Origin of the sequence: Methylophaga thalassica (genome assembly GCF_030159795.1) — a bacterium.
GTDB lineage: Bacteria > Pseudomonadota > Gammaproteobacteria > Nitrosococcales > Methylophagaceae > Methylophaga > Methylophaga thalassica.
Map to the genome: position 1 here is coordinate 193,872 of NZ_BSND01000006.1, position 24,844 is coordinate 218,715.

General features: G+C 43.4%; 25 protein-coding genes. 7 read left to right on the forward strand and 18 right to left on the reverse strand.

The genetic code is table 11. From position 1 onward, the window contains the following. Nucleotides 1-168: 168 nt before the first annotated feature. Nucleotides 169-1,662 (reverse strand): diguanylate cyclase domain-containing protein, encoded by a 1,494-nt coding sequence (locus QQL60_RS11910; protein WP_284723427.1) that lies wholly within the window; start codon nucleotides 1,660-1,662, stop codon nucleotides 169-171. Nucleotides 1,663-2,036: 374 nt separating this feature from the next. On the opposite strand from QQL60_RS11910, the gene QQL60_RS11915 reads away from it, so the two are divergent. Next, nucleotides 2,037-2,255, forward strand: a complete 219-nt coding sequence (locus QQL60_RS11915; RefSeq protein WP_284723428.1) for a hypothetical protein — start codon at nucleotides 2,037-2,039, stop codon at nucleotides 2,253-2,255. A 219-nt stretch (nucleotides 2,256-2,474) separates the two neighbouring features. On the opposite strand, the gene QQL60_RS11920 is transcribed toward QQL60_RS11915, so the two are convergent. The 6 genes from QQL60_RS11920 to QQL60_RS11945 all read right to left on the reverse strand — a co-directional run bounded on the left by QQL60_RS11920 (nucleotide 2,475) and on the right by QQL60_RS11945 (nucleotide 7,111). Further along, complete coding sequence (locus QQL60_RS11920) at nucleotides 2,475-3,068, reverse strand: hypothetical protein (protein WP_284723429.1); 594 nt, start codon at nucleotides 3,066-3,068, stop codon at nucleotides 2,475-2,477. Between the two features lie 712 nt (nucleotides 3,069-3,780). Next, nucleotides 3,781-4,014, reverse strand: coding sequence for a hypothetical protein (locus QQL60_RS11925; RefSeq protein ID WP_284723430.1), 234 nt, complete (start codon nucleotides 4,012-4,014; stop codon nucleotides 3,781-3,783). A 246-nt stretch (nucleotides 4,015-4,260) separates the two neighbouring features. Next, the gene (locus QQL60_RS11930) at nucleotides 4,261-4,695 is read right to left on the reverse strand and encodes a hypothetical protein (RefSeq protein ID WP_284723431.1); all 435 of its coding nucleotides are present in this window, start codon (nucleotides 4,693-4,695) and stop codon (nucleotides 4,261-4,263) included. A 1-nt stretch (nucleotide 4,696) separates the two neighbouring features. Continuing rightward, complete coding sequence (locus QQL60_RS11935) at nucleotides 4,697-5,593, reverse strand: lipid kinase (protein ID WP_284723432.1); 897 nt, start codon at nucleotides 5,591-5,593, stop codon at nucleotides 4,697-4,699. Between the two features lie 24 nt (nucleotides 5,594-5,617). Then, complete coding sequence (locus QQL60_RS11940) at nucleotides 5,618-6,403, reverse strand: DUF1206 domain-containing protein (RefSeq protein WP_284723433.1); 786 nt, start codon at nucleotides 6,401-6,403, stop codon at nucleotides 5,618-5,620. 6 nt (nucleotides 6,404-6,409) lie between these two features. After that, complete coding sequence (locus QQL60_RS11945; RefSeq protein WP_284723434.1) at nucleotides 6,410-7,111, reverse strand: phosphatase PAP2 family protein; 702 nt, start codon at nucleotides 7,109-7,111, stop codon at nucleotides 6,410-6,412. A gap of 191 nt (nucleotides 7,112-7,302) precedes the next feature. Here QQL60_RS11945 and QQL60_RS11950 point away from each other — a divergent pair, with 191 nt between their 5' ends. After that, nucleotides 7,303-10,371, forward strand: coding sequence for an autotransporter outer membrane beta-barrel domain-containing protein (locus tag QQL60_RS11950; RefSeq protein WP_284723435.1), 3,069 nt, complete (start codon nucleotides 7,303-7,305; stop codon nucleotides 10,369-10,371). Nucleotides 10,372-10,515: 144 nt separating this feature from the next. Here QQL60_RS11950 and QQL60_RS11955 read toward each other — a convergent pair whose 3' ends face one another. Together QQL60_RS11955 and QQL60_RS11960 are read right to left on the reverse strand one after the other, a co-directional pair. Beyond that, nucleotides 10,516-11,607 carry a M23 family metallopeptidase gene (locus QQL60_RS11955; protein ID WP_284723436.1) on the reverse strand — a complete coding sequence of 364 codons (1,092 nt, stop codon included), beginning with the start codon at nucleotides 11,605-11,607 and terminating at the stop codon, nucleotides 10,516-10,518. Nucleotides 11,608-11,785: 178 nt separating this feature from the next. Then, on the reverse strand, nucleotides 11,786-12,508 hold the full coding sequence (locus tag QQL60_RS11960; RefSeq protein WP_284723437.1) for a hypothetical protein: 723 nt from the start codon (nucleotides 12,506-12,508) through the stop codon (nucleotides 11,786-11,788). Between the two features lie 231 nt (nucleotides 12,509-12,739). Between QQL60_RS11960 and QQL60_RS11965 the strand changes: the two genes are divergently transcribed. Further along, nucleotides 12,740-13,372, forward strand: a complete 633-nt coding sequence (locus QQL60_RS11965; RefSeq protein ID WP_284723438.1) for an SDR family oxidoreductase — start codon at nucleotides 12,740-12,742, stop codon at nucleotides 13,370-13,372. 30 nt (nucleotides 13,373-13,402) lie between these two features. Here QQL60_RS11965 and QQL60_RS11970 read toward each other — a convergent pair whose 3' ends face one another. Continuing rightward, complete coding sequence (locus QQL60_RS11970) at nucleotides 13,403-15,676, reverse strand: bifunctional diguanylate cyclase/phosphodiesterase (protein ID WP_284723439.1); 2,274 nt, start codon at nucleotides 15,674-15,676, stop codon at nucleotides 13,403-13,405. A gap of 196 nt (nucleotides 15,677-15,872) precedes the next feature. Between QQL60_RS11970 and QQL60_RS11975 the strand changes: the two genes are divergently transcribed. Next, a complete protein-coding gene (locus QQL60_RS11975; protein WP_284723440.1) occupies nucleotides 15,873-16,328 on the forward strand; it encodes a hypothetical protein in 456 nt (151 codons plus the stop codon). A 56-nt stretch (nucleotides 16,329-16,384) separates the two neighbouring features. Here QQL60_RS11975 and QQL60_RS11980 read toward each other — a convergent pair whose 3' ends face one another. The 4 genes from QQL60_RS11980 to QQL60_RS11995 form a co-directional block, all read right to left on the reverse strand. Beyond that, nucleotides 16,385-16,819, reverse strand: coding sequence for a DUF2214 family protein (locus tag QQL60_RS11980; RefSeq protein WP_284723441.1), 435 nt, complete (start codon nucleotides 16,817-16,819; stop codon nucleotides 16,385-16,387). Nucleotides 16,820-17,153: 334 nt separating this feature from the next. Next, nucleotides 17,154-17,606 carry a GNAT family N-acetyltransferase gene (locus QQL60_RS11985; protein ID WP_284723442.1) on the reverse strand — a complete coding sequence of 151 codons (453 nt, stop codon included), beginning with the start codon at nucleotides 17,604-17,606 and terminating at the stop codon, nucleotides 17,154-17,156. Nucleotides 17,607-17,699: 93 nt separating this feature from the next. Next, the gene (locus QQL60_RS11990; RefSeq protein WP_284723443.1) at nucleotides 17,700-18,137 is read right to left on the reverse strand and encodes a DUF6647 family protein; all 438 of its coding nucleotides are present in this window, start codon (nucleotides 18,135-18,137) and stop codon (nucleotides 17,700-17,702) included. Nucleotides 18,138-18,154: 17 nt separating this feature from the next. Further along, nucleotides 18,155-18,691 carry a hypothetical protein gene (locus QQL60_RS11995; RefSeq protein ID WP_284723444.1) on the reverse strand — a complete coding sequence of 179 codons (537 nt, stop codon included), beginning with the start codon at nucleotides 18,689-18,691 and terminating at the stop codon, nucleotides 18,155-18,157. A 354-nt stretch (nucleotides 18,692-19,045) separates the two neighbouring features. Here QQL60_RS11995 and QQL60_RS12000 point away from each other — a divergent pair, with 354 nt between their 5' ends. Further along, the gene (locus QQL60_RS12000) at nucleotides 19,046-19,702 is read left to right on the forward strand and encodes a LysE family translocator (RefSeq protein ID WP_284723445.1); all 657 of its coding nucleotides are present in this window, start codon (nucleotides 19,046-19,048) and stop codon (nucleotides 19,700-19,702) included. Between the two features lie 31 nt (nucleotides 19,703-19,733). Here the strand turns inward: QQL60_RS12000 and QQL60_RS12005 are convergent, their stop codons facing one another. Then, nucleotides 19,734-20,132, reverse strand: a complete 399-nt coding sequence (locus QQL60_RS12005; protein WP_284723446.1) for a helix-turn-helix domain-containing protein — start codon at nucleotides 20,130-20,132, stop codon at nucleotides 19,734-19,736. Between the two features lie 75 nt (nucleotides 20,133-20,207). Between QQL60_RS12005 and QQL60_RS12010 the strand changes: the two genes are divergently transcribed. Together QQL60_RS12010 and QQL60_RS12015 are read left to right on the forward strand one after the other, a co-directional pair. Then, complete coding sequence (locus QQL60_RS12010; RefSeq protein WP_284723447.1) at nucleotides 20,208-20,816, forward strand: class I SAM-dependent methyltransferase; 609 nt, start codon at nucleotides 20,208-20,210, stop codon at nucleotides 20,814-20,816. A 156-nt stretch (nucleotides 20,817-20,972) separates the two neighbouring features. Further along, nucleotides 20,973-21,257 (forward strand): DUF3144 domain-containing protein, encoded by a 285-nt coding sequence (locus QQL60_RS12015; RefSeq protein WP_284723448.1) that lies wholly within the window; start codon nucleotides 20,973-20,975, stop codon nucleotides 21,255-21,257. A gap of 80 nt (nucleotides 21,258-21,337) precedes the next feature. Here the strand turns inward: QQL60_RS12015 and QQL60_RS12020 are convergent, their stop codons facing one another. The 3 genes from QQL60_RS12020 to QQL60_RS12030 all read right to left on the reverse strand — a co-directional run bounded on the left by QQL60_RS12020 (nucleotide 21,338) and on the right by QQL60_RS12030 (nucleotide 24,733). After that, a complete protein-coding gene (locus tag QQL60_RS12020) occupies nucleotides 21,338-21,547 on the reverse strand; it encodes a cold-shock protein (RefSeq protein WP_284723449.1) in 210 nt (69 codons plus the stop codon). Nucleotides 21,548-21,838: 291 nt separating this feature from the next. Further along, entirely contained in the window at nucleotides 21,839-22,240 is a 402-nt protein-coding gene (locus tag QQL60_RS12025) for a hypothetical protein (RefSeq protein WP_284723450.1), read from the reverse strand. Between the two features lie 33 nt (nucleotides 22,241-22,273). Next, the gene (locus QQL60_RS12030; RefSeq protein ID WP_284723451.1) at nucleotides 22,274-24,733 is read right to left on the reverse strand and encodes an AAA family ATPase; all 2,460 of its coding nucleotides are present in this window, start codon (nucleotides 24,731-24,733) and stop codon (nucleotides 22,274-22,276) included. Nucleotides 24,734-24,844 lie beyond the last annotated feature (111 nt).

The following is a 24,844-nucleotide window of genomic DNA, read 5'->3' on the forward strand; positions in this document are numbered from 1 at the left end:
CATTTAAGCCTCCAAAATATTTTTTGGAGGCTTTTTTTGCCTGGTTATTGCTGTTATATCAGTTCACTTATTAAAATATTACTATCGATTATCTGAGATCCCACTAAAACTCGATAGCATTCCAGTGATTGACTTTCATCCTGATGAACGAGCTTATTAACAAGCTACTTAATATTCATTCTTAAACAACCTGACCCGGTTTCGCCCATTTCTCTTAGCATCGTACATAGCAAAGTCAGCACAATTTAATAGCCCATCCTCTTCAGTACTATGCACAGGATAGAGCGCCACACCAATACTGGCTCCGACGCTGACAGTTAAATCCTCAAATGTCATGGGGCTTTGCAGTGTCTCCAAAACTTTCTCAGCAACGTGGATGGCGGCCTGTTCATCGCTGACTTTATGCAGCAATACGACAAACTCATCACCACCAAGTCTGGCGACGGAGTCAGGTTTACGGAGACAGCCACGGATTCGTTCGGCACACTGAATCAATACGGCATCCCCCACATCGTGTCCGTGGGTATCGTTAATCGGTTTGAACTCATCCAAATCGATAAACATTAAGGCTAACGCATATTTATCCCGTTCTGCCATGGTCATCGCTAAATGCAGCCGTTCTCTGAACAAGATTCGATTTGGCAACCCGGTCAGTGCATCGTGATGAGCAAGATGCTGAGCGTGTTCTTCCATGACTTTTCTATCGGTAATATCAAAAAACCAAGCCAAAATCATTTGCTTGCTGTGATATTCAATCTGAAGATAGGAGGCGATAACCCATTTCGTTGATTGCTGGCTATCAGGGAAGTAGAGTTCAACTAATTGGTTATTCACCTGCTGGCCATGTTCAATTAACTTCACCGTATCATCATATTCCAATTTATTCGCGTAATAACGTCGAAGCGTCACGCCTAAAGCTTCCTGATGTTTCTTTTCGATTAAAGAGGCATAACTTTTATTCGCAAATACCACTTCTTGTGTGTCGATATCAATGATCGATGCGGCGGTAGGGCTAAAGTCCAACATCATTCGCAAGCGTGATTCGCTTTCTAATGCTTTGATGCGTAGCTTTGCATTTTCCAGGAAGGTTTCACCTGATTTTTTAGCCGCCAGAAAAACAAATAATACAAACAGCACCAGTATGGCACTCATACCATATGTTATCGGTTCCCCTTGCTGAACAAGTATCAGAATATGTGGAATCATAGTGGGAAGAACTAAAGCCACCACCGATCTTCGGTCAACCGAGAGTGAAGCCATACCACCCGAAGCTATCCCGCCAATGGTAAAAGACAAAAATGCCTGATAGGCAATATTGTCTTGAGGCATCAGGATGACCCCACCTATTCCCCAGACAATGCCCGACATCAAAACACTGAAACGAAAGTACTGTAGCCATCGAGTCTGATTAAGTTCTGCTTTGTTATGATCTCTATGCCAGCACACCAACAAAATACATCGTGAGATCAAAACAATCACCAACACCCCGTACCAGCTCAAGGAGGTCAACAGTGACGTCACCGGGAGTTGAACAATAATCAGTATCAAACCCAGCGCGGCATTGATGGCGATAGAAAAAAAACTCGCCGTAAAAAGCAGTTTAAGTTTCTGTTCTAAAACGCTTTCAACGTAAACTGGTTGGTCAGATTTGCTCTGGCACATCTAACGACCTACACAGCTTTACTAGTACAAACGCATGTTTTACGTTTCACATTCACTCCCCCAGCATTTTATTTGGGTAAGTTTATCTTATACCCGTATGTAAACAGATGCCACAGATTCAATCACACTGTTTATCTCACTCTGAATCAAGGATGCATCTATTGATAGTAAACCCAGTTAATTGTGTTAGGCGTCCTATTTTGCTAGGGTGAAAATGACATCGGCGGTAAAGAAAATTCTTCAACAATAATGTATGTCTACCGCAATACCATTCATTAGTGATTATCACTCTACTCAACTCAGAGTTATCAAATAAGTCGTTTCACTCTTGTAATAGCGAGAAGTCTTCTTTAACTAATTCAAGGAAAAATACAATGACACTACAAAAAATAAACACAGAAAACACAACAAACGTTTCAAGTATTATCGCTGCCTCGCTGAAGCTCTCAGATGAAGAAGAAAAAGAAGCAGAAGAAACGCCTGAGGCGCCAAAGCCCTCAGAGGGAACATATCAACCAGACGATCCTGATGATAAAAAACAGAAAGATGCTGAAAAGGCACCGATTATGCCTCAACCACCTACACCACCGTAGTGGCAAAAGCCATTGTGGTATATGGGTTTAAAACCAAGATATCTAATATGTTAGTGGCAGTGATATAGCATATTCAGGGTCAGCGCCCAATAGCCTACTTCCCCTATTGTGGTACGGTCATTAGGCTATTCTCGATAGGTTATTAACCTGACCCTAAATATCACTGAGCTAGCCTCAGCATGGTTAATACAGTTAATATTCTTGCTGAGTTACATCACACTAGCAGTGCATTTTGTACATCGTCACGCCGACGTTATCAAGCTCGCCAACTGTCATTATTGTGACTTCTAAGCCATAGATACTTGGTTTTTCCATTGAACACTCAAGCGTAGTCTTAAGAAACATTTCTGTCTTAGACGTGACAGGCGATTCATCATTGTTATAAAAAAAGATTTCTTTGTCGTTCTGATTTCTTCCTGTGTGAGCGACACCTTCTTCGAGCAATACCTGATTCAATTCTGCGGTGTCACTTCTTAACTGAGCAAATGAATTTGTGGTGCTTTGGCTGGAGTAGTTAATTGATACGATTTTATTGTTATCAACGCCCACTATTAGCTTTATCTTGTTTTTTTGCTTCTGGTTAGAACGACATGTCCAATAATTAACAGCAAAACGATCCTTAACTCTACATTTAAAGCCATTCTTTGTGAGTTCCTTGAACTCTTCGACTGAGGAGTTAAGCGAAAGACCATTAATTTTAAACGACTCTATGCGCTCAGGAATAAGGCTATCCGAAGCGAGAGCCTGCATGGAGATACTTGCCAGAACAATAAAGAGAAAACGATGTGCGTACTTAAGGTAATTTTTTGGCATGATAGTGTTTGTCCTTAATGATTGAAATTAAAATCCCTAATTATCTAGGTCAGTGTAAAAATGGCTAAAATCAAACATTCTGACCCTATTGATTTTGATGTTCTCATGGATTCTTTTAACTTATTGATGATATCTAGTTCAGAGTTCATATAAATCTAACGCCAGCCGTAACCGGCGCATTTGTAGTGAGCGCAGCGAACGAAAAATGCGTCCGAGTTTACGGCATTGTTATGCATTTCTGCCTCAGAGGGTGAGATTTGGAGCCCCTAGGAGCAAGTAACCAAAAATGACGAGGAAGCTTACGCTGAGCCCGATTTTTCGAAGGTGGTTGCGCTTTTTCAATGCCTCTTTAGACCTAGCCCAAGCTCTTACGTTGACGGCAAGATATAAAATAATGACTCCCGTAAATATAAATAGACTCCGTATAGAACCTGGCCCATTGGTTGCTATCGAATATGCGCCAATTAATATTGATGCGATCGCTATAAGTAAGATAAGCGGCCAAGTCTTTTCTGATAGAAACTCAAGCTTCGTGACCAATTTCTGTAATCTCGGGAATTCCTGAATACGAGGCACAATGCTATTCAAGAGCAATATTGCTACAAAAACTACAAATACGAACGAACCAAGGCCCCAAAGCTCCTCTTCGCTAGGTGAGCAACCTTGGAGAAGTAAGCTGGTGCCTAAGAATAAGCTTGCTGCGTTTTTGTTTCTATTTCTCTTCATCTAGGACATATCTTAATTTTCGTTTCAACTCTCTGACCCAGGAGTATCGGTTTGGTAAAAATGGAATCGACAGAACAGCGATCACTCCAACCAGAAGAAATAAAACAGCGGCAGTTCCTTCCTTTGTAATGAAAAATGCGACGAGACCACCTAGTACACCGATGGCGGCAGCAGCGCCAATAATCCAAAGTATTCCGATAGGTACGACAGGTAATGGCATGTTTATCCTCTATAGCTGATTTCTAATGCATAACAGTGTGTTTTATGAGGCCACTGGCCTCATAATAAATATTAAACAGACGGCCTTATAATTCATTTTTAAAAAGTCTAACACGTTGATTATTAATGAAAGTCATTTTTTATTCAGAGAATTATAAGGCCAACAGTTTGAGCATACAGTGAAAAATAGTGCCAACACATTGGCATCTTCGGGTTCAGTTTTAATATCAAACTATAGCGTTCTACCCTAATCTCCAGCTAAACGCGCTTTTGAGCCTTTCAAGTGTTGATTGAGTGCGTCTAAGCGTTGTTTCATTTCTCCTGATTTTTCAACGAGTGTGGTGGTGTTAACAAGGTTGGCCAGTACTTCATCCTTCTCAAGGCATTTTTCTTCAATTGTCTGTTTAGGATCATCAGAGAAAAGTTGAGTCAGTTTCACACCAATTTCTTCAATCCATTCTCTGTCGGCATCGGGGGTGGAAGGTAAGTCGCCGAGATCTTTGATGACTTGCTGAAAGGAGGTAATGAACGCTTCACGTTCGTCTGCAATATCAAACAACTGGTGCTGAATATTTTCTTTGCTTAATTCTTCACCCATGGCACGGTAAAAATCGACTGTTTGTATGATTAATTTCAGAATTTCCAGAGCATCAGCCTGTGCATCTGTTCGTATTATCGACATATTAAACGTCTCCAGAATCGGTAGGTATGTCCCCGACAATTGCCTCTATGGCTTCAGGGATAATCTCAAATTCGACAGGGGTCGTGGTTTTAAATTCACCATCAGCTTCCAGCTCTTTGGGTTTAGAGGTGTAAATACTGAAGTGTTGAGCAGAGTGGCGCACGATATGACGCTCATTTGCCAATGCCCCATCACGTAAATTAGGCCCCAATAATAACAATTGCCACCATGGCCGTGGCTTGATAAAAAACAAATGAAGCTGACCGTTTACTAAGGTAGAGCGCTGGTCAACAATATTGCCTCCACCGTAATACCGACCATTGCCAACAGCAAGATGAATGGCTCGGCTTGAGTTCTGCCAGTCATCGGTTTTGATATGGACTTTAAAGCTTTTGTTTCGCTTGATGGCTTTAAAGAAGGCACCTAAATATGCCAACACACCAAACCATTTTTTGCTATCTGAGCTGAGTTCTCGTGTAACATCGACGCCCAGCCCGATATGAGCAACATTCACAAAAAAATGATTATTTACTTTGCCCAGACTAATCCGTTCGCGTTTACCATCAACCATCACTTGTGCTGCGGCGATTAAATCTTCTGGCACACCCAGCGATCGCGCCAGATCATTGGCTGTGCCCAGCGGGAATATCGCCATGGTGCGTTGATATTTATGTATCGCTTCCAGCCCAGTGCTGATTGTCCCATCCCCACCGGCGAGGACAATCACGCCATCCTCACGTTCATAATTTTCAATGAGTGTGATTAAGTGATCTTCGCTTTCGGTTTCTTTGACTGAAATCTCAAACCCGCCAGATTTCAGTGTTTCTATGGCTTCTTGCAAAGCGTCTTCACTGCCGTTACGGCTGTGAGGGTTAATCAGTATCAAGGCATGCTGCATAAATTATTCCCTGTATGTGATCGCTTAATGCTCAATACGACGATATACCGCTTCCAGAAAGCTATAAAGACCAAAGGCCATTAAGCCGATAGCCACCGTCATGGTGAGCCAACTGTCAAAGGGTGTTGTCTGTAACCATTCCAACGCGTCACTGATCCCTTTATTCTCACTGGTGCCAGAAATAAAGGCGGAACGCAGAATCACCCAGCCAATAATGCACCAGACGATGCCTCTCGATATCAGCCCGAACTGACAGACTCTCTTTATCCAGCGATATTGAGACTCTGGCATCGCCATATATTGCTCAAAACGAGCCTTATAGCCCTTAAACAAGTGAGCAATACCCACACCCACTAATATCAAGCCAATAATACCAACGACGAAAGCCGTGATGTCTGATCTCAGATAGGCCGAGAGGCTGGAAGATGCCGAATCGCCTGACGAGTCCTCTGTGTTATGAAGCAATAACTTGATGGTCCAGTAACAAAGAATACTGTGAGTAATGGCACTTACGATTAAGGAGCCACGCACAACCAAGCCTTTAAACGAATGACCATGCCCATCGGCATCTTTGATGCCTTGAGTAAAGCGCCAAATAATGTAGCCAAGCAAACCAATAATAAGGATGACTAACAGCGTTTGACCAAAAGGCTGCTCTTTGAGATTGAGAATGGCACCTTTGCTACTCGCCTCTTCTCCTCCCAATCTTAGCGTAGAGAGAAAAGCCAACACGCCGATAGTGACATAGATAAGCCCTCTGGCAGCATAGCCCATCCGTGCCAGAATTTGATATGTCGTTGAGTGACTCAAAGCTGATTACTCATTCGGCACCGTGTCGATTTTTTCATGCACAAACTGACGTGACAGATACCAACACATTAGGGCCCATGCCGAACCAACCGTCCAGCCGGCCACCACATCGGTCGGCCAATGCACACCTAAATAAACTCGGCTGATACCCACCAGCAATGTCAGTAACACGGATGTACAGATGATCAGCAACTTCACCCGCCAACTTGTCTGAAACTGTGCAAGCAAGGCACCGAGTGTGAGGTAAGTGCTAGCTGACAACATAGAGTGCCCACTGGGAAAGCTTGATGTATAAACCAAGGTCGCATGCGTGACCAAATCAGGTCGGGCACGATCAAAACCACTTTTCAGCATAAAGCTGGCAAGTAATGCACCGCCGGTAGCCAGCAACACAACAAGAGCCAGTTTACGTTTATGAATCAGTAATAAAAAAATCATCACCCAGACACTGAGTAAGGTGAGAACGGTGTTTCCACCCAATGCTGTGATGTCCTTACCGACTTGCTCCAGCCAAGGAGGCCCAAGCAGATCTTCAGGATTATCGGGGTTACGCAATGACAGCAGAATCTTTTCATCCATGGCGAGCGTTTCGCCCTCTGTCACCTCATCGGCGACTTCCATAAACAACCACATTGAGCCAGATATCAGCAACAACACGATCCAAAAAGCGATTTCTCGTCGTCCTAACCATGTCAGTATCTTTTGCATACGCGTCCTTATCACTGCGAAAGTTCAGAATGGATACCCTATATGCAAATATCAGCTTCGTCACTAACCTGGATAAAACTTAGACGTTATCGATATTAACAAGGTGATGACAGCGTTTGCGAAAATCGGATAGTCGATCTGCTCTCAAGTGCGTAACGTGAACCGATTTGTTCTCTCACAGGTAATCTGCCATGGATCGACACTATCGGTTTATCAATCAATCAGCTTCCATTAGCTCTATTTGTGTATCTGAAGTTCTTTCATTATCAAACAAAAGGGTCAGCGGCTTACATAAAACCGCGATCACATTGGTCGCAACATTGATGGGGACGACTGCTGTTTTAGGCACGGCCGAGGCCATTGATTTTAACTGGATCGCAGGCACTGGTGACTGGGAAAATGCCAGCAACTGGTCTAATAGCTTCGGTTCAATGGTTCCAGATGAGGATGCGTCTGCGTATGTTGATAATGGCGGTACCGCACAGGTACAGACAACCGACTCAGTAGCGGGTTATGTCTACATAGGCAACGTAAATAGTGGAGCACTGGATATTTTTGGCGGCGGCCAATTGGAGAGCTTTTATGGTAATGAAATAGGCCGCAACGCTGGCAGCGGTGGAGCAGTGACTGTGGATGGAATTGGCTCAAGCTGGCAGCTCGCTGGCCCAAGTGCCAGTTTAGACGTGGGCGCCTCTGGTGAAGGCAGTCTTACTATTACCAATGGCGGTGAAGTGCTCAATGCTGACTCTTATTTGAGCACTTCGATAGGTGACAATGCTGGCAGCAGCGGTACGGTTACAGTGAATGGCACTGGATCGAAATTGACGAACATTAACGCCAGCATAAACGTAGGCAACTCGGGAAACGGCACGCTTAATATTCTTAATGGTGGTTCAGTCAGCAACACATTTGGCTCTGTCGGTCGTCAAGCTGGCGGCATAGGAACAGTAACCGTGAATGGCACTGGATCCAGCTGGAATAATACCAGCGCAATATTATATCTTGGCGAGTCAGGCAGCGGCACAATTAATATCATTAATGAGGGGATGGTCAATGTCGACAGTGGCACGCGGACGGTTTTATTAGGACGATTTAAGGGTGGCAGCGGCATACTGAATATTGGTAATGGTGGTGCGGCAGGTATTCTCAATGCGGCGGCAGTCAATGGTGGAGCAGGCATAGCCACACTCAACTTCAACCATAATGAGAGTAATTATTTTTTTACCAACGATAGTACTTCAGGTGGCGATACCATCAGAATAACTGGAACCACCGATGTCAATTTTGTTGGTAGCGGCACGACGTATATAAGTGGTAATAACACTTACACCGGCAGCACTAATATTAGTAGCGGAAAGCTGGTCGTTTATAACGGAGGAAAACTGGGAAACAACAGTGCGGTGACCGTTGGTACTGGTGCCATGCTTGAAGCATTATCTGATCTGACAATTGGCTCGTTAGCAGGTAATGGTACTGTTGATGTGGATACCGGGTCGGGTGGATTTACACTGACCGTTGGTGGCGATAATACGTCCACTGTTTTTAGCGGCACAATTATTGATTTTAGTTATTTAACTAAAACAGGCACCGGAAAGCTTACCCTGTCTGGCAATAACACATACTCCGGCGCCACCATCATCAATGATGGACTGCTTGTGGTGAATGGATCCATTGCCAACTCCGGTACAACGGTCAATGCAGGTGGTGCGCTGGGCGGTAGTGGCACACTTGGCAGTATTACAATCAATGGCGGCTCCCTCGCTCCTGGCAACTCGATCGGCACAATGAACGTGTCCGGTAGTGTTGATTTCTCTGGTGGCGGTGTTTATGAGGTGGAAGTGGACGCCGCAGGCAATGCCGACTTGATTAATGCCACCGCCATGGCCACCCTCACTAACGGCACGGTGTTAGTGCGACCTGAAAGCGGAAATTATAATCTCAGTACCGATTACACCATTCTCACTGCAGCAGGTGGATTAGGAGGCACAACGTTTGATAGTGTCAGCTCAAATTTTGCCTTTCTGACGCCAGCACTGACTTACGATACCAACAACGTTTTTCTCAACCTGAGCCGTAATTCTTCTGATTATGCATCTGTTGCAAACACACCAAATCAAACGGTTATCGGCACTACAATTGATACTCTCGTTAGTAATGGCAGCAGCGGTGTGAGTAACATTATCAATAACCTCAACACGCTAACAAGCGAAGGTGCCCGACAAGCTTTTGACTCACTTAGCGGTGTGCAGCACACCCACAGTAATCTGATTGCCTTGCAGTCAATGAATCAGTTCCAAGGAGTGTTACTCAGCCGCTTACACAACGCCCCACCCGCTCTGACCAGTAATGGTCAAATACAGTTAGCCTACAATAACACCGGTGTAATGACCGATGCAGGAACTACGCTATTCGGAGACTCAAAGCAGAATCACGGCTGGTGGTTACGTGGCACGGGTAATTATGCTGATATTGATGACACCAGCAATGCCAGTGGTGCACATTACACATCAGCGGGTACCGCGGCAGGACGTGATATCTATGTAGAAGAAACCATAACGATTGGACTGGCTCTTGGCTATAACCGCACCGATGCCAGTGTCTTCCAGGGAAGCCTTGATGTAGACAGTTATCAGGCCGCTGTATATGGTCGATGGTTATTAAACGATAATTATTACGCCAGCGGTATCGCCGGTCTTGGCTATCATGATATTGAAAGTAAACGACGTATTAGCGTTGGTACATCGACTATGACCGCTCAAGCAGCTTACCAGGCCTGGGCCAGCAACCTCGCCATTGAAGCAGGTCGAATGATTAACATCACCGACAATACTCGTCTCACCCCGCTCACCGGACTGGAATATGCCTATGTCAGTCGAAACAGTTTTGATGAGAAAAATGCCGATGCAGCCAATCTCAACGTCAGTCGTGAGCAACAACAATCATTACGCTCTGTAATGGGTGCCCGTATAAGTCATCATTTAACAACCCAATACGGCTACTATCTAGAACCCATGGCACAACTCATGTGGCTGCATGAGTTTATGGATAAGGAATCACAGATGCGAGCTGACTTTGCCGGTACTTCACTGGCACACTTTCAAGTGGATGGTCCCGCGCTTGACCGTAACCGAGCCAGATTGGGACTCGGCTTGAATATGCAAATGAATGAACTGACATCAATCCAACTGGGTTATCAAGGGGAATGGGCCAGCTCAGACCAACGCCATGATCTATCAGCTACGCTGAGAATGCAGTGGTGACAAACCTATCTAGTCAGTACTGAACCTTTAGGGAACGCTGGTTCTTTCTGACGAACTATTAAGAAATTTATACAACGTAAAAGAGCAAACGTTATCCTTTTCCCACTATCACTCCAATTAGCAGACTGAAAATCATGTTCAGCCTCAGTAATCAGTGGGTAATCTCGGCTCTGGTTTCAGAAATGGGGCAGGATCAACAGGCCCGCCAGCGTAAATCCCAAAATGAAGATGAGGCGGCGTGGTTCTGGCGTTACCGGTGTTACCCACATAACCAATCACATCACCTTTCTTAACCTTATCACCCGACTCAACCGCGAATGAGTCCAGATGAGCGTAGTAATAACGGGCACTACCCAAACCAAACATCCCGCCTGATAACCAGATATGTTTACCTCCCAACCCACCCGTGTCAGTTCGGGCAACCCCATCAATGACAGCCGTAATCGGTGTGCCCTTTTTGGCAAAGATATCAACGCCGTGATGTTTCCTGGCACCACCATCACGCGGATCACCAAAGATGCTGCCAATATCACGCTGCTTTGCCCCATCTACCGGGAAAAGTAATGAACCGCCAGTAGCCATGGCTAAGGAATAGTCGACTTTGGCGAATAACTCGGGTTGCAGCACAATGCGATAATCCCCTGCTATTGAAATAACACGACTCTTGGTGTCGCCATTAGCATCAAGATCGGTGACAGTAGTCCATTCTTCGTCCTTTTTTTTGCGTCGTTCCAGGCTGGCATATAAAAGACTGTTAGCCGTATCCAGTCGTGCGAGTTGCCACACTAGCTTTTCGCCTCGCTCTAGCGTCACCTGATAGATATGCGCTTCAACTTTATCTTCTTCAAAAGTGTCATTGGTGTGATATTGGTTTCCTGCTTGTATTGGCTTATCACTGGCACGATCAACAGCATGTATCCAGCGTTGGCCTAGTGGGCTATCTAATAATCCTGCCACCCGTAAACGCCAAATGAATAAATCTCGGGGCGACCAACCGAACAGTTCGAATGCGATGTAATTAATCGTATTTTCACCACTTTCAATGGCATTTTGTCGTAAGTCGTCACGAACAGTTAGCAGAACAAGCAACACTATTAACAGAGCAAAAAGTAACCAGCCACGTAGAAGCCGTTTGGATGACCTGTTTACAGGCTGTTCATCAGCAACCTGATTTATCTGACTCTGATCTGACTTAAACGATTGCTCGTTGTCAGATGCTTCGCTCGGATCATTCATACCGATATTTCACCTAATGTCTTGTGAACGCACTGTTAAGACAACTGTAAGGTGAAATGCTCGGAGATGTATTGATGAAGGTTAAAGTGCCGAATTAAACCACTGACTCAAAAATCTTGACCCATTGCTTATTTCAACATCGATAACAAATACCGTTCAAATCAACCCGAGGAAAAGATCACTGGTATTGATTGACCACCGCCGTCATATCTCTGAAACCTTTGGGTGGTTGATAGTCTCTGAGCGTCTTGGTTTTTGTTTCTGACCACCTTGCACCATTACTATCGACATAATAAATCGTATCGCCCTCACGTTTTATCGCGTAATGACGGTAGGCATCAGACAAGTTAGGGTTCGTAAAAACAAAGCCATTGATGATGTTTAACGGTACATCCTTATCGACACCGTGTTGATAACTGGCATAGCCGGTATTAACCTTCCACCAATAGAAATCATAGCGACTCGCCTGATTTTTGTACTGCATTGCTCGTATTTCCAGCGTATTCCCTTTTTTGGTTTCTTCAGCCCAATAACCATCCAGCTCAGCGGCTTTGATTTCTGGTGCAGGAATAAATCTATAGCGATTATTATTGAGACTTAGCACTGGCTCGTCCCAGTCAATAGTGGCGGTCATTTTTTTATTAAATGTGCTGCTGTTTTTGCTCGGCAACAATGTGAATTCATTACCGTTAAGCTCGACCTGATATCGATCATCCGCCTTCAAATCACCCGTTGTAGAAAAAGTCGCCATATCGCCATCAATCGCCAATACCCCTCTACCTGATGTTTCCACCCAAAACCCATTCAGGTCTCTCTCTTTCTGCGATTCGGCAAACGCATTATGACTCACAGCTATCAATGTCATACATGCCAGTACCAGCACTGTCAGTCTTTCTCTCATACCTACTCCTGATGATGTTAAATCTAGTATTGTTTTATTAATCACTCTCGCTTAACCCCAACATGTTTATTTTCTGTTTTAATCTAAGGCGCCTTCAGCTTGGCTGATGCCGAGATTGTTAAGTGATCATGACCTTTTCTATATTATTTCTACCGGATTCATACGCCAGGGTCACTGGTATTTCTTCCATAATAAATAGACACTGATCACCTGTTCAGACTAGGAGAAAGTATGCAAACGGTTGTTATCTTCGGTGCCGCCAGTGGTTTAGGCGCTGCCATGGTGGAGTATTTTCATGATCAGGATTTTCAAGTAATAGCTGTAGCCAGAGACCCGGCTAAAAATCCACGATTAGCTGAACTGAAATTACAGTCGCTAAGTTGTGATGCCACGATTCAATCGCAGGTAGAACAAACGGTTTCCAACCTGCCAAAAGAGGCTTGGGTGGTCTCAACGATGGGCAGTTACCGAGCCGATGTACCGGTGGATTATATCGGTCATCGCTACTTGATTAATGCATTGGAAACCCACGGTATTAAACGCTTTCTATTGGTGACATCACTGGGTTGTGGCGACTCATGGCAGTATTTGTCCGAACGTTCTAAACAAGGCTTTGGGGCAGCCGCAAGAGAGAAATCACTGGCGGAGTCCTGGCTACAAACCAGTACGCTTGATTACACCATTCTGCGTCCTGGCGGTCTGAAAGACGGTGATATCACTCACACCGGCCAGCTCTCACAACATCAAGAAGTCCATGGTTTAATTCACCGAAAAGAAGTGGCGAGACTGGCCCATGAGCTACTCGATACTAAACAGAGTTTGGGCCAGATCTATCAATGTATCGATCCGAAGCTAAGCTGGTAAATCAAACAGTACTCATTCGTCTAAACAACCTTACCACTGTGGTTTCCAACCCGCTATCCATTCGGGTACCAGCTCTGCTGGCATCGGTTTGGCAATACCAAAGCCCTGGGCTAACTCACAGCCCAGCTCTAATAACGCTTTTCCATGTTCGGCAGACTCAACACCTTCTGCTATTACACCGCGCTGGAAGGCATTTGCCAGGCCGATAACGCCTTTCACAATAGCCAGATCATCTTCGTCAATCAGCATGTCACGTACAAAGCTTTGATCTATTTTGATGATTTCCGCTGGTAAATGCTTGAGGTATGTCAGTGATGAATAGCCTGTCCCAAAATCATCAATTGCGAATTTCACACCAAGCTGGGCGCAGGCATTCATTGTATTTGATACATTCTGGATGTCTTCTAAGGCACTGGTTTCTAAAATTTCCAGTTCAATTTTATGCGGGTCTACTTCAGGATAAGCTTTCAGCAGAGAGGCTAATCTATCAGCAAAATTAGTCTGCTCAATCTGTAGAGCTGAAATATTAATACTGATCATATCTGGCATAGTGGCCTGCTCAGCTTGCCACTGGCTGATTTGTTTCAGGACTGCATGGATAACCCATTCACCCAAATTAACACTGATAGGATTGTTTTCTATGTAGGGTAAAAACGCACCTGGTGGCAACAAGCCTTCCTCAGGTGACTGCCAGCGAAGTAGAGCCTCTAAACCAATCACCGAGCCCGTTCTCATATTGACGATGGGTTGGAAGTGCATGACAAATTCATCGTTTTTCAGTGCTAACTCAATATCCAGCAACTGTTTTCTATGTAAGCGGATGGCATCATCCTGATTCACATCAAATAGGTGATAGCGATTTTTACCCAACTGCTTAGCTGTATACATAGCATGATCAGCATGACGCATGAGAATGTCGGCATCCACACTGTCTTCTGGAAATAACGTCACCCCGATACTGGCAGACACTGAAAAGGTTTTATCATCAATAGAAATAGGCTCAAAGGATGCCGTTAACAGACGCTCAATCACCGATTCACATTCTGCAAACACATTCAGCTCGGTGAGTACGGCGATAAATTCATCCCCACCAATCCTAGCAAGGGTATCGCCCTCTCGTAACGCCGCTTTCATACGATTAGAAATAGTGACCAGAAGTTTATCGCCGACTTCATGACCATAAGTGTCATTGACCTGCTTGAAGCCATCTAAATCAATAAAGGCCACCGCCAATAATTGTTGATGACGTTGGCAATGTGCCATGGATTGCTTGAGACGATCAGCCAGTAAGATACGGTTGGGCAGTGAGGTTAATGGGTCATAACTTGCCAGTCGCTCAAGTGCTATCTGTTGTGCACGAATATGTGTGATGTCTGAAAACAAGGCCACATAGTTAACGGCGTTACCATCTGCATCACGGATTTCACTGATCGTCAGCATTTCTATAAATGGCTGTCCATTTTTGTGTCTGTTTGAGACCTCACCAGACCAATAGCCTTCCGTCTTAATTGAATGCCACATCTCTTCATAGAACGTTGGAGAATGTTTACCTGACTGAAGGAGTTTAGGGCTCTTACCGATAACATCTTCTCTGCTGTAGCCCGTGATTCTAGTGAAAGCGTCATTGACTTCGATAATCTTATTATCAGTATCAGTGACTAAAATCCCTTCATAAGCATGGGTAAATACCGTATTGGCCAGCTTGAGTTTTTCATCTGCTTCTTTACGGGTGGTTATGTCAGCGTGTGTACCGACAAGGCGTATAGGTTTCCCATGTTCATCACGAGTAATCACCAGTCCACTATCACGAATCCACTTGTAATGCCCATTTTTACAGCGTATGCGGTGCTCGTTGATATAACAATCTGTTTTACCATCAAGGTGACGCTGTAAATCTTCCATCACCAACGCCAGATCATCCGGATGAACACGACTCGACCATTCATCAAGGCTGTTACTGAATTCCCCATCGGCATAGCCAAGCATTGTTTGCAGCTGCTTGGAGTACCACACCTTGCTTGAAGGCACATCCCAGTCCCAAACGCCATCACCAGAAGCATTCAGCGCATAGCGTAAGCGCTCTTCAGCCTCATTCATATTTCTCAACTGACGATAAACTAGCCAGAAAAGAATGAGACCCGTAGCGATAATAAAGAACCAGCCCTTTATAGTTTGTAGCTCAACAAGTGTTTGTTTATCACTGAAAAAATATGAAAGAGCCTGGTCGGAAGTGATTATCCATATGCCACCAATAATCACGTAAATGATGGATATTCTTAATGCTGACATCCACACAGTATTCATAAAAAACAACCACTCAATTCTTATGGAGAGCCGATAGCTTATAGATATATATATCGATGTAACAGGACAGATAACAGAATCGGAATAATTGATAACGCAATGCTAAATCAATGTTTTAAAACGCAAGAGTGACAGGCTCTGTTATTATCAAAATCAACTATTAACTCAGTAAAAAAACTTGATGTTGAGAGCCTATATGACTAACTACACCATCCAACGCTGGCTGCCTCTTCTGTTCTTGGTGAGTCTCATTTTGCAGACTTCGCTTCTGATGGCAAAAACGGGAACGGGGCTGGAAATAGATAATCCACAGCAAGTGTATGTGGTGTATACCGTTGAACCGGATGGTGTGGATCAGGGCGAGTTTGAGGCCATTATTGATAATCAATTATCTCAGGCCAATATTCAGCAAAACCCACGTGATGATGCTCAGTTATTTTTGCGTGTCGAAGAGCATGCGGGGGAATATCTGCTTTACCTGGATTTCAATCGCACAATGCAATACAGCGTTGATGGAAAAAGCTACAACAAAGATGGGTTTGTCTGGGGCCGTTATGTGAAAGATATCGCGGATATCGACGAACTGAATGAAGATGTTGAATTCCTTATTAATGAGTTTATTGAAGAATATAGCAAGGCCAATAAACTCTGACGAACCACCTTAATCGATAACCTGGAAAGTATGATTGGATAGCTTCAAGTGAGTTCTTACGTGAGTCCATAGCCTTGAGCCATTAAGACGGCGAGTAACGGTATAAGCACCAGAAACAACAGCTCAACACGAATAAACATCACTACAGCTTTAGGAACAGCAATGACTGATGCTGATGATTTTCTGTTTTTCAGGAAAAATGCCGTTGGATAGATGGAAAGTAATCCAATCAGCAGAAACAGACCGACTTTTATGTGAAAAACAGGATTTGAAGAATAAAACCCAGACGGCTTACCGACCAGAAACCAAAGTGACAAACCGGCTGTAAGAACCACCAAAACCGAAAGCCCGTAGATTAAATCAATAGCTAAGATCTTTTTAAGATCAGCATTCGATATTTCTGGTTTAACTAACACATGCTCAACAACCAAGCTGGAAAACAAAACAAATACACCCAGCAGGTGCAGATACTTCACCAACACATATTCCATAAATTCATCCTTGTCTGTTTTACATGCTGATTTATTGAAAAAATAAACCGCTTTAGCCCAGTACAGTAAGCATTATTAAATAACATTTAATTAGATCAGAGTAAAAAATCCGTTTGTACCGCTTTCTGATATCGAAATATGCCTGAAGCAACAGCATTTCAGACATTGTGAACCAGATTTTCTTTACATTGGCTCAGGGCCGAAACAGCTTTTATCTGACTTTATCAATAACCTGGAAATTATGATTGCTTAGTACCTGGCAAGTTAATATCCCAGCCCATAAGCTCGCCTAGAGCAAACATCCACTACAGAGCTATCAAACGATATGTGTTCACTAACTTTTTGTACCAAGCGTCATTGGTTGAAAGCTAATACCATCTTTGACCCCGACAGGGCCTGATTTAGTGAAGCCAAATTTTAAATAGACGGGCACAGCATAAAGCGAAGAACGCAAAGCATAAGACTGTGATTCAGGCTGCATAGACTTTGCTTGTTGCCATAATTGCTTGGCAATCCCTTTTCCATGCAACTCTTCACTAACAAACAGGTGATAAAGATGCGATGCAGCCTTGATAGCAATATAGCCTTTTATCTCATCTGCTTCTTCATACACAAGATTTAAATAGTCTGGACTCTGGAGACGCGATTCAAATGAACCAGGCTGAATCGAGGATAAAAACCACTCCGGAAGTGGTCTATTCGGGTCCTCAAGATAGTAGTGTGAAAGTGAGCCAACGAGTTCAGCCAAATCATGTGCATCTTGTTTTGTTGCTATGCGTATACTCATTTTTTAGGCTCAGTACTAAGATCTCAAAGGTCTGACAGTTTATGCCAAAATGATAGGCAGCCAGACCACGTGTTATACAGATATTACTAAGCCCTATTTTACTGTTTCCCCCTCTTCAGCACATAGACTCGGTAATACGGCCACAGCCATATCGATCTGGAATGTGTCCTTTTGGTGTTCTTTCAGGAAAAATTGTTGAACACGGTAGGCCTCATGTTCAATGGCTATTCGGGTTTGGCAATCCATATCCTCAGGTTTTATTTCACCATTTTTATCTTGTAGAAAATGCACCATTTCATGCAGCAAAAAACCTCGGGCACCATCGTCGGTTTTCAGATCCATACGGTTGTCATAGAAAATCGTTTCGGTTTGACTATCGTAATAAGCCACGGCAGTACAGTAATCTGAATCACACAGTTTTATGGCGAGCGTTTCATGACTGACGGCTTCTATTTTTGGCAGATAGCCAGGATCATCGTACCCAGTCAGAGTGAGTGCCCACACAAGCAGGCTTTGAAGTAGTACGTCCATATCATCTCCCTCCCTGATTAAATAAGTTCAAACAATGTCTTCATCGCCTGCTCATGATCAATATTCTGTTGTCGTAGGTTGCTATAGTTTGCGATCAGCTCACCAAACACATATTTCCCATTCACGGCCGGCAAGTAATGGGCAAAATCTACCAGCAACTCGTCCTGATCTGCTTCTATGCCTTTATCTGCCAACTGCCGTGTCACTTGCACTAAGCGATTGCTAACAACCCGTTTATCCTCATGAACGTGGGGCAATATTTTGTCCAGCAAAGATTGGTAATAAAACACATCACGACCGGGATCATGCTCAGACTTTTGTTGATATAAGGACAGTAACCAGACTTCGGGTGGCGTAGGATCAGCTACCGACAGCATTTCTTTTGGTTTTTCTTCAGGCATGCCAGACTGCAAATTAGCAGGTACAGGAGCTACGGCAGTGAAGTCGCCGTCATCCTGACTAAAATCGTCTTGCGAAAACTCATCATCATTGCAAGCAGCAAGTGTCAAAACTGACATACAAACAATAACGATCTTTGTGCATTTTTTTCTCATAATTGGCCCTCCTTGGCTCAGATTTCGCCGGGTGGTGTGAAATTTGTGTAGATGAAAAAAGGAAGTCACCAGCCCCGATGCTGAAATACCCTGAAGTGGCGCTATTTACTGGGTCAAAGCCACTCCAAACAGGACTATTTCATAATAAAATTAATGCCTTATTCATTGGCCCAGCTAAGGACAAAAGACCTGTTATCCGCTCAATTTATCTAAACATCACTCACCTTATTATCAAAATAAAAACTCTGTAACGGTGGCATGATCAAAAACCGATAAGATAAACAGGCATAATTCATTTGTGTTTTTAAAAGTAAATTTGTACCTTTCTAAACATCAACTAGAAAGATAATTTGCATGGATTTTGGTTTAGTTAGTATTTTTTTCGCGGTGGCAGTTGCTCATTTTCTTGCTTTATTAAGCCCCGGCCCGGACTTTGTCTTAGTGGTGAAAAGTGCCATGAAGGGTCATCGTAAAAATGCCATCGGCGTGGCATTAGGCATTGCCACAGCCAATGCGGTTTATATTGGTTTATGTCTTGTTGGTGTTGGCGCCATCCTGGCTGCGTCGGTTTCATTGATGATGGCATTAAAAATTATCGGTGGCTTATTTCTGCTTTATTTAGCCTTTCATGTCCTCAAAGCCCCTAAGTCAGATTATCGGGAGCTGACTATCTCATCGGCTAACAACACTGAATTAGTAAAAATCAGCTTTATCAAACAATGCATCACCGGTTTTATGTCCGGCATACTGAACCCAAAAAACTTACTGTTTTATTTAAGCTTATTCACCGTGGCGCTGACACCAGAGGTTAGTCTTGAGTTTAAAATCCTGCTGGGCGTCTGGATGACACTGATCGTGTTTTGCTGGGATGTGGCCATCATTTATCTATTATCCAAACAAACGGTGAGAAATAAATTCACCCGACTCTCGTTTTATATTGATAAAGCCACAGGCGTTATCTTGGGAACCATTGGATTTAACATCGTGAAGTCTGTTCTTATCAGGCAGTAAGTAATCACTTATTTACAGCGAGCATTACAAATTAAGCTTTTGGCCTACCCCATCTTTTAGTAGCAATGTTGAGCAAACGACGGAAGGTCCTACACTCCAAGTGATTTGCTGCTTTACATGCTGCAGCATGTCGTAAGCCATCTCTCATCGCCGTCATCTGTTTGATTTTTTCGTCCAATTCAGTTGCCCTTGTTAACAACAACTCTCTATCAATATCCACGGTATCAGGTAGCAGCATGGAACGAATTTCATCCAGAGATAATCCGGCATTCCGACCTAATGTGATTAATGCTAATCGCTCTAAAATATCTGATGAAAACGTTCTGGTTAAACCTTTTCGTCCAGTGGATTGAATCAGCCCCTTTTCTTCGTAATAGCGTATGGTCGAAGTGGGCAGATTGGACTGTTTAGCTACATCACCTATTTTCATCTTTTCGCTCTTGACTTCAAGTTGACTTGAAGTAATACCATCTCTTTCATACCCAGAGCAATAGATGGAGAAAGCATGATGTGGGATGAACGATACGATACCGATGATTATGTTTATGGCATTAACCCCAATGACTTTTTAAAAGACAATGTGCAAGCCATTCCCAAAGGGCACGTACTTAGTCTCGCTGAAGGTGAAGGTCGAAATGCCGTTTTCATGGCGAAACAAGGTTATACCGTTACCGCCGTAGACGCCTCAGCCGTCGGCCTGAAGAAAGCCAAACGGTTGGCAGAAAAAAACGATGTAAAGATTGAATGTATTCATGCTGACTTAGCTGACTTTGATCTCGGAAAATCTCAATGGGATGGCATCATTTCAATATTCTGCCCGCTGCCACCAGCCGTCAGAAAATCGCTTTATAAAAACGTCATACGTGGACTAAAACCAAACGATGTATTTTTACTGGAAGCCTATACGCCTGAACAACTTCACTATGGTACTGGCGGTGGCTCATCTGTTGAATTGATGCAGACCAAACAAACGCTCATCAATGAATTACCTGGCTTAACTTTTCAGCATTTATCAGAAATCGAGAGAGATGTCACGGAAGGTGTTTACCATACTGGACTCGCCTCAGTTGTTCAGGCTATTGCAGTAAAAAATGCCTTATTGGAACCCAACTGAGCAGGAGTAACTCTGATACACCTATCAAGGCTGTGGTTTTCTCGTGCTCCCTATCTGCTATGATGACCAGCGTTCAAATAGCTCAGATATAACAATAAAAACACCCTAGCTGCTGATAATACATTTCAAATTAATAAAACCAATGAGAGAAAAAGAATGAGTGAAAATTCAAGCAAAACATTTCAAGAACGTGTCGATGAGTTCGTTGCTATTGCGAATCAACAAGCAGCGGAAAGTTCGGTAGAAGATGTGAATACAGCAGTGCTATTTTCAGCGGCCCGCTTCAATGCCTTCAGCGTCGCCCGTTCTGTTGAAAACGCAGAAAATCTGCAAGCCGAAAAACAAGCCGCCATTGAATACTTCACGCAACGTTATGCCGAAATGCTTAACCAAAATCTCGAAGAGTACATCGCCCGGTTTGATAGCTATACACAGAAGTAATTGATCACAAACGCCATATAAACTTCAACAAAAAGGGCAAATCCTTACTGACTTGCCCTTTTTTATGACCGAGAACGAGCTTATACGGCTACGATGTTCTCAGCTTGTGGTCCTTTTGCGCCCTGAGTCACAGTGAACTCAACTTTCTGGCCTTCTGCTAAGGTTTTGAAACCTGAGCTAGTAATAGCACTGAAATGGGCAAATACGTCTGCTCCAGACTCTTGTTCGATAAAACCGAAACCTTTCGCTTCGTTAAACCACTTTACTGTTCCATTAACTGTGTTTGACATAATAATTACCTGAATTTTAAATATAAAAATGCCTCTAGAGGCGTGAATAGCGTGAAAACGAGCTGGAATCTAGAAACTTCAGGACGGGGAATTACGAATAAAACAACGAGATGGAGAGTATAAATAAAAGTCTTACTTTCGAGCTGGGTACACAGTATAGGGTTTCATTGGGAATGTACAGATATTAATTCACTGATGTTATTACGTTATTTCTCCTCATTGCTATTATTCACCAGCAAAGAGGATGTTGTTGAACATAAAATCAAACTTGTTGACACTATTGATTCATTTTTACTCTGACCTTAAATATCGCAACAAAAACTTAATTAATAAACCCACCAAAAGAAAGACGTGGAGAACAACGAATCCAAAGAAAAAGAATGATGCTAAAACAAGTACCCAAATTACCGGATTAATAACCAGTGATAGCCAAGAAAATAAGGCTACATTGAGCCAACCATTAAAGAAACGACTTCCTTTGATATGCCACCGATAACTAGCGAAATAGGCAAAAACAGCAGGAGGTACAGCGACCGAAATTAGTAGAATTGGCTCACTAGAAAAATACCAACCTATTGGAGAATTGGGCGCTCTGGGGACAAAGGCAGCATCAGTAAGTAATAGTGAAACAACACCTGCAAGCCCGAACATTAATGAAGTGATAATTAAAATTCGCTTCTGGAGATTCTTCATTTTGTACCTAACATCGCGTTAAAGGTTATAACGTCAAAGGTCACCGGCAGACGGTAGGACGTCCGGTGCACCGCTTTGTTGGGCATTTTCTTCACCAATACTTTGAAGTAGTGCCGAATATTGATCGGGGTCCTTCTCTTGGATTTTTCGCAAAATGAATGCTGCTGTGGTCTTCATCTCTGGAACATCAATTGGTAAAACGCTTCGCTCAAATACACCCGCCAAATGAGAAAACTCGTTGTTAATTCGATCCGTAAGTGATGCGGCCAATGCATCTTCTCCGAAAAATCGCGCCAATTTGTCATCTTTCTCTACAGCATTGGGGTATTTGTAGTACAAGAATGCTTCAAGGAACTTACGGGCGTTGTTCCCAAAATTGTAGTAGCAGTCATGGTTTTCATTACACTCAATTTGCGCGTGGGCACATTTGTAAATTTGATGGAACAAGAAATTGAATTCTGTGACGTAGTTCTTCAGATACCGAGGCATCAATGTAATGTCACTGACTTGTTCCGTTCGGTTAATGATGAAATATTGAGATTTGTTTTTGGCCAAAGCACCCGGAAGCCTCTTCAGGTACTTCAAAAAGTCCAGGTTATGGGTCGAAACAAACAACTGCTTAAAACGGTCGCGTTCTTTTAGCTCTCCTCCATCTTCATATTTCTCAGGCGAGACAATCTTTGCATTGATCAGGCTGTAAACAAAAAAGATATGGTTTGCATCCAAGCTGGAAATGGGGTCATCAATCCAGATGATCGGCTGATTGCCTTTAGTCTCAATATCCTCAAGTTTTGCCATGAAGTAACAGAAAGCAATCAGGCTGCATTCGCCCTCGCTAAGATGGAAAGCTTTTTTGTCGTTTCGTGTTACCTCAAACCTGTATCCGGACGACGCGTCACCCGGGGTTTCTTCAATGGCTTTGAGTGAGAGAGACTGGTGGCCGAAAAAATTGTTCAGATAATCGTTTACCCGGTCAGCTCCCTTGCTTTCATCTTTTAGCTGGGCCTTCAGTTCATTGATCTTTTCTCGTTTTGCATCAACTTTTTCTTTTGCGGTATTTTTATCTTCCTCCGCTTTGCCCATAGCTTCATTCAGTGCCTCAATGGCCGTACACTCATCTCCATATTTAATGTCGTTTATGAATGTATAGACTTCATGGAGGCGGAGAGCCGCACGAGCTTCAGATTGGTCAGCGCTTAGTGAAGCTGTAAACTGGTTGGATTCGTTTCTGAGCTGCTCATACGAATCCCTGCTCGCATTCAGATCTTCTTCAACAGACTCAGGTGTTTTAAACTCAAGAGGCGCAAAAATGTCATCTCTTCGTTTTTCGACCTGTTCTTTTATGGAGTCCAGGCTCTGACTGTAAGACGTTGATAAGGTCGACAACTGTTCTGCCAATGAATCCAAGTCGGCTGTAAAGTTAGAGTAGAAATCCGAGTTTTTGATTTTCAGTAGATTAGGAACCCGTGCTCGCTCACGTTCAATCGATCCAAGCAGGGATTCCAATGCTTGACGAAGCTCTTCAGACTCCTGATTAAAATGCTTGTCCAGTTTCTCCCACAAATCTTCAGGGAGGTCGCTGCCACAAAATGCGCACTTATCTCTTTTCTTTTGATGGTGGCCCCGACCAGTTCTCACCCACGAAGCCAAAGCCGCATCGTTTAGCAATTCCTGAATTGGATCAGATGCCTGGATCTTTTTTTCAAGGAGCTCTTTAGCCTTTAAAGTGATCGCAGTGTATTGAAGGTTAAATGATGATGATTCTGAGATCTCCGTTTTGGGTTCTTCTCTAAGGAGGTCGTGAAACTTGCCCACCTGCTCATCAGTAGGCGGAGAATAGGTGTCTTTGGTAATAGTCGAGATGTCTTTTTTTATTTTGGTAACATTGTAGATGGCATCACCAAACGCTTTATTGTGTTTAATTCCAGTGCCTGCCTTATTAGCTTTATCACTTAGCTTTTTCTCCAATTCTGAAGACTTGTCGCCATGGGCCTTTTGGGCTCTTTTGAATTTTTCATCAGCCCCGAGGAGTTCTCCTATCAGTCCAGACTTGTCCTCTTCGCCACCAAGTTCGGCTTCATGCTTCTCAATTTCTTCCTCAAGCTTTGTGTTGTCTTCACCCAAGATGGCGAATGAATTGATGGTCTGCTCGTCGTCAACAATGAAGCGCAGGTTGTCCCGGACAAAGTCCTCATTGAAAACCCGAACGACCTGACCATGACGGGTTAGTGAGTTTTGTGAGGCAGTGCTGCCGCCATCAAAAGACAATTGAAATTCAGGTGAACTATATTTGTCTGAGATTAAGCTGGTTTCGAGAGCTCTAAAAATCCGAGATAGCGTTGTTTTGCCAGAATAGTTACGGCCATAAAAAATGTTGATCTTTTTAAACTCAGCGATGTTGTTGCCGCCATCTCGTACAGATGTCGCCCATCGAAAGTCCTGAAAAACTGCCATGTTTTTGATCGAATCAATCTTCTTAATTTCGCCGCTCATGCCTGCTCCTGTTTATGATGCCCAACAGTCTGTTTTATGAGGCCAATGGCTTCATAATAAATATTAAAGAAGTCGCTTTATAATTCAGATTTATTATTAAATCTCTGATTT

What these genes read in the sequence shown, in the direction of transcription:
- QQL60_RS11910 (WP_284723427.1), bottom strand. Translation starts at nt 1,662, where the DNA reads ATGTGCCAGAGCAAATCTGACCAACCAGTTTACGTTGAAAGCGTTTTA.
- QQL60_RS11915 (WP_284723428.1), top strand. Translation starts at nt 2,037, where the DNA reads ATGACACTACAAAAAATAAACACAGAAAACACAACAAACGTTTCAAGT.
- QQL60_RS11920 (WP_284723429.1), bottom strand. Translation starts at nt 3,068, where the DNA reads ATGCCAAAAAATTACCTTAAGTACGCACATCGTTTTCTCTTTATTGTT.
- QQL60_RS11925 (WP_284723430.1), bottom strand. Translation starts at nt 4,014, where the DNA reads ATGCCATTACCTGTCGTACCTATCGGAATACTTTGGATTATTGGCGCT.
- QQL60_RS11930 (WP_284723431.1), bottom strand. Translation starts at nt 4,695, where the DNA reads ATGTCGATAATACGAACAGATGCACAGGCTGATGCTCTGGAAATTCTG.
- QQL60_RS11935 (WP_284723432.1), bottom strand. Translation starts at nt 5,593, where the DNA reads ATGCAGCATGCCTTGATACTGATTAACCCTCACAGCCGTAACGGCAGT.
- QQL60_RS11945 (WP_284723434.1), bottom strand. Translation starts at nt 7,111, where the DNA reads ATGCAAAAGATACTGACATGGTTAGGACGACGAGAAATCGCTTTTTGG.
- QQL60_RS11950 (WP_284723435.1), top strand. Translation starts at nt 7,303, where the DNA reads ATGGATCGACACTATCGGTTTATCAATCAATCAGCTTCCATTAGCTCT.
- QQL60_RS11955 (WP_284723436.1), bottom strand. Translation starts at nt 11,607, where the DNA reads ATGAATGATCCGAGCGAAGCATCTGACAACGAGCAATCGTTTAAGTCA.
- QQL60_RS11960 (WP_284723437.1), bottom strand. Translation starts at nt 12,508, where the DNA reads ATGAGAGAAAGACTGACAGTGCTGGTACTGGCATGTATGACATTGATA.
- QQL60_RS11965 (WP_284723438.1), top strand. Translation starts at nt 12,740, where the DNA reads ATGCAAACGGTTGTTATCTTCGGTGCCGCCAGTGGTTTAGGCGCTGCC.
- QQL60_RS11970 (WP_284723439.1), bottom strand. Translation starts at nt 15,676, where the DNA reads ATGAATACTGTGTGGATGTCAGCATTAAGAATATCCATCATTTACGTG.
- QQL60_RS11975 (WP_284723440.1), top strand. Translation starts at nt 15,873, where the DNA reads ATGACTAACTACACCATCCAACGCTGGCTGCCTCTTCTGTTCTTGGTG.
- QQL60_RS11980 (WP_284723441.1), bottom strand. Translation starts at nt 16,819, where the DNA reads ATGGAATATGTGTTGGTGAAGTATCTGCACCTGCTGGGTGTATTTGTT.
- QQL60_RS11985 (WP_284723442.1), bottom strand. Translation starts at nt 17,606, where the DNA reads ATGAGTATACGCATAGCAACAAAACAAGATGCACATGATTTGGCTGAA.
- QQL60_RS11990 (WP_284723443.1), bottom strand. Translation starts at nt 18,137, where the DNA reads ATGGACGTACTACTTCAAAGCCTGCTTGTGTGGGCACTCACTCTGACT.
- QQL60_RS11995 (WP_284723444.1), bottom strand. Translation starts at nt 18,691, where the DNA reads ATGAGAAAAAAATGCACAAAGATCGTTATTGTTTGTATGTCAGTTTTG.
- QQL60_RS12000 (WP_284723445.1), top strand. Translation starts at nt 19,046, where the DNA reads ATGGATTTTGGTTTAGTTAGTATTTTTTTCGCGGTGGCAGTTGCTCAT.
- QQL60_RS12005 (WP_284723446.1), bottom strand. Translation starts at nt 20,132, where the DNA reads ATGAAAATAGGTGATGTAGCTAAACAGTCCAATCTGCCCACTTCGACC.
- QQL60_RS12010 (WP_284723447.1), top strand. Translation starts at nt 20,208, where the DNA reads ATGATGTGGGATGAACGATACGATACCGATGATTATGTTTATGGCATT.
- QQL60_RS12015 (WP_284723448.1), top strand. Translation starts at nt 20,973, where the DNA reads ATGAGTGAAAATTCAAGCAAAACATTTCAAGAACGTGTCGATGAGTTC.
- QQL60_RS12020 (WP_284723449.1), bottom strand. Translation starts at nt 21,547, where the DNA reads ATGTCAAACACAGTTAATGGAACAGTAAAGTGGTTTAACGAAGCGAAA.
- QQL60_RS12025 (WP_284723450.1), bottom strand. Translation starts at nt 22,240, where the DNA reads ATGAAGAATCTCCAGAAGCGAATTTTAATTATCACTTCATTAATGTTC.
- QQL60_RS12030 (WP_284723451.1), bottom strand. Translation starts at nt 24,733, where the DNA reads ATGAGCGGCGAAATTAAGAAGATTGATTCGATCAAAAACATGGCAGTT.